This is a genomic window from Wandonia haliotis (genome assembly GCF_039523435.1).
In the GTDB taxonomy this organism is placed as follows: Bacteria; Bacteroidota; Bacteroidia; order Flavobacteriales_D; family Crocinitomicaceae; genus Wandonia; species Wandonia haliotis.
The window spans coordinates 1-3,657 of record NZ_BAAAFH010000026.1 but is presented as its reverse complement, the minus strand read 5'-3'; the positions used below and the strand labels follow the sequence as shown (position 1 = coordinate 3,657).

The 3,657-nt window shown below is 41.6% G+C and carries 4 protein-coding genes; all 4 read left to right on the top strand.

From position 1 onward, the window contains the following. Window positions 1-121, top strand: a 121-nt coding sequence (locus ABDZ97_RS17605) for an IS1 family transposase (protein ID WP_343791129.1), incomplete at its 5' end; no start/stop codon positions are given. Window positions 122-281: 160 nt separating this feature from the next. Further along, window positions 282-1,166: a hypothetical protein gene (locus ABDZ97_RS17600; RefSeq protein ID WP_343791126.1), complete on the top strand. Its 885-nt coding sequence runs from the start codon at window positions 282-284 to the stop codon at window positions 1,164-1,166. Next, complete coding sequence (locus tag ABDZ97_RS17595; RefSeq protein WP_343791122.1) at window positions 1,167-2,684, top strand: RHS repeat domain-containing protein; 1,518 nt, start codon at window positions 1,167-1,169, stop codon at window positions 2,682-2,684. It begins immediately after the preceding gene. Between the two features lie 507 nt (window positions 2,685-3,191). Then, a partial coding sequence (locus tag ABDZ97_RS17590; protein WP_343791119.1) for an IS1 family transposase occupies window positions 3,192-3,657 on the top strand: 466 nt, incomplete at its 3' end.

The following is a 3,657-nucleotide window of genomic DNA, read 5'->3' as shown; positions in this document are numbered from 1 at the left end:
TATCGAACGCAAGAACCTGACATTACGAACCCACGTAAAGCGATTAAACAGAAGAACAATTTGTTACTCAAAATCACTTCTTACATTAAGTGCAATTATGAGGATTTATTTCTGGGGATAAATCCTTTTCTTCCAAGAAAAAAGGATGAAAAATAGTTCTTAATTTCTTTTTACTACATCAAAAATGATCTTTGACAGATTGAAATGCTAATCAGCGGACGAAACCCCGCCCCGGTGCAGGGCGATAGCTTGACGCAGCAGGCAGCCGACTGAACACTGCTGTGAGTGGAAGTGGAATTACAGCAACGATGACGTATGAATACGATCTGATTAGCGGTAATGTTAAACAGGTAAAATACCAGACACCTTCAGAATTAGACTTGTTCTATCATCGCTATTATTATGATGCCGACAATCGCATTACGGAAGTGGAAACATCACGGGACGGCTATTTCTGGAACACGGATGCGGAATACATCTATTTTGCTCATGGACCGTTGGCGCGGGTGGAAATCGCGAATGATAAAGTACAGGGGATCGACTACGCATACACCATTCAGGGTTGGATCAAAGGCGTAAATGCACCGACACTTAGTGCCGGCACGGATATGGGAAGTGACGGAAAAGCGGAAACCGGTAACCCGAACCGGAACACTGCCCGCGATGCCTTTGGGTATGCACTGACGTATTATGACGGGGATTATGCCCAGATTCGAACGACAGCTGCTTCTCCGAATTTACTGGGAGACCTTACAACGGCACTTCCTGTGGGGGCAAGCGGACTCTTTAACGGCAATATAGCCCAGATGGCGACAGCCCTGCGGGATGAAAATGAAAACGAGTTGCCCTTACTGGCTGCTATGTATTCGTACGATCAGCTCAATCGTATTAAATCCATGTCCGGCAACCTGAGCGGTACAGGGGCTGGCTATTCGTACGCCGCTGCTACGGGGGGCAACTATGCTTCTACGTACCAGTACGATGCGAACGGAAACCTGAAAACGCTAACCCGCAGGAACAGTGCAGGCACATTGATGGACAACTTTACGTATCACTACAATGCCAACACGAACCAACTCAACTATGTAGCCGACCCTGCGGGAAGTCTGGGAGATGATCTGGACAACCAGAGTGTAGATAACTATACGTATGATGCCATCGGGTAGTTGGTTTCCGATGAGCAGGAGGAGATTGAAGAAATCGTATGGACGGTTACGGGCAAAGTAGCAGAAATTCGCAGGAAGGCCACCTCGACCAAACCGGATTTGTTCTTCACGTACGATGCGCTGGGTCGACGGATTCGTAAAGAAGTTCGTCCCCGCAACGGATCGGGATGGGTGTCGATCAGGGATTGGGTATCGACATTGTACACGTATGACGGACAGGGGAATGTGATGGCGGTGTACGAACTGAAAATGAGGGAGAGTGGTTCTACGCGTACAGAAAATTACTATATTAGTGAGATCAACCTATACGGAAGCGCACGACTGGGAATGATTAAAGACTACCGACATATTGGAGGACGAACGTATTCTACTTCGGGGCCGGGAGCAATAGTGCCTCCGGCTATGACGTACTACTCGTGGGATGGTGTTCCCAAAGAGACGCGGGGCGATAAGTTCTTTGAATTAACCGATCATAGAGGAAACGTAAATGTAGTGATTTCTGACAGGAAAATCCCCGAACCTGATGGTATGGGCGGAGTGGCTTATTATTTGTCTGACGTGGTAGGATATGCTGACTATTACGGGTTCGGAATGCTTATGCCAAATCGTCATGGTGGTACCCTTGGAAGGCAAGGTTTTCAAGGTCAAGAAATGGATAACGAGATAAAAGGTGAGGGGAATAGTGTAAACTATAAGTATAGAATGCATGATCCGCGTATTGGGAGGTTCTTTGCGGTGGATCCTTTGGCGGCTAAGTATCCTCATAATTCTCCATATGCTTTTAGCGAGAATAGGGTGATTGATGGTGTTGAGTTAGAAGGATTAGAGGTTTTCTTAATTAATTTGGGAGTTGGCAGGGCATCATATATGTTAACAGTATCAAGCTCTGTAGGGGTTTTATTTGATTTGGAAGGAAATGTAGGGGTCTTTTTTACGGCTGGATTAGGGGGCGGATTTGCATTTGGGGCATCTCTAAGTGCAGGAGCTTCTATATTTCCCTTTGCAAAAATAGATGACCTTAGAGGTTGGGGGCTGAGTGGAGTAATGGGATTAGATTTCGAACATGGTTTTGAAGCCTCGATTGATTTTTCTTTTAATCTTGATAAAGGTTTAATTGATGGAGAGTGGACAGCTGGTGGAGGAACAGCTACAGTTGGAGTAGGTTTTAGTTATGTTTCGGCTGTGGAAGGAACTTATACATGGATTGCTTCTACAACTTGGTCAAAGCTCGCAAGTGATATTTCAGATCATCTTGGGTTTACAGAAAAATCACTACTGACGGAGCTTAAAAATATAAAATCAAATTTTGATCAAGCTTCTAAAAAGTATGAAACAGAAATAGCGACCTTAAAACAGGAAGTACAGAGTATCAATACAGACAAAACTGAGAGTGATTCGAGAAAAATTGATGATCTAAATAAAAGAATAACCGATTTAGAACAACAGGTTCTAAAGCTGAATAAGACTAGGGACAATATAGACAAGAATATAAATGAATTAGAGAAAAAAACTAATTAAATATGTTATCAGGTATACTTTTAATAATTGCTTTTATTTTATACTTAGCAAATATTATTCTAGCGTTTAGATCATCTCAAAAAAGAGAGGATGGAAAAGGAAAAAAGGAGTTTTTTAAGAGAACTTTATTAGGGCTTTTAATTTTTATTTTATTTGGGATATTATTGGCGGTAGTGTCTCAAACTATCAGGTAGTGTCTCAAACTATCACCTGACGACTGGGTAGTGTAACAAACTTGCACCTAGGTTTATTTTATAGGTGTAATTAATTGAAAATCAATAGGGTAGTGTACCAGATTTATTGATGGATGAAATTTGTTTAATTAACCATTTGTTTTTCAGGTGGTAGAGGATGTTTTAGCAAGAAAATTTCGATAAGGGTAATCATTAGATTGCCCTTTTTTCGTGTTTTATTCGGCCTATTATTCAATAATTACGTACTACGTGTATCAGAATTATTGCTCATATGATTTGTTGTAATTTTCAAATGAAAAAAAACGGGAAGACTTTGAAGGGAATTCAACGTCATCTGTGTAAACGATGTGGTTCGACCAAACAGGAAGCATATAGCAATAGAGCCTGTCTTGCGGAAACCAATACGAATATTGTTCTTTTTCTTAAAGAAGGAGTAGGAATCAGGAGTATTTCGAGAATCTTAAAGATCTCTACCACAACCGTTCTAAAGCGTATCATTTCTATTTCTCGGCAAACTCGACAACCGCCTGTTTTACTGGGACGGGAATATGAAGTGGATGAGCTGATTACATATATAGGGAGTAAGAAGTATAGAGTTTGTCTTACCTATGCCATAGACCGTAAAACCAAAGATGTGGTTAGTTTTTCAGTTGGTCGGAGAACTAAGAAAACACTGGGAATGGTAGTGAATACCTTATTGCTTTCAGAAGCAAAGGAAATCCGGACAGATAGACTTAGTTTGTATTTGGGATTGATCCCAAAGGAAATTCATCATGTAA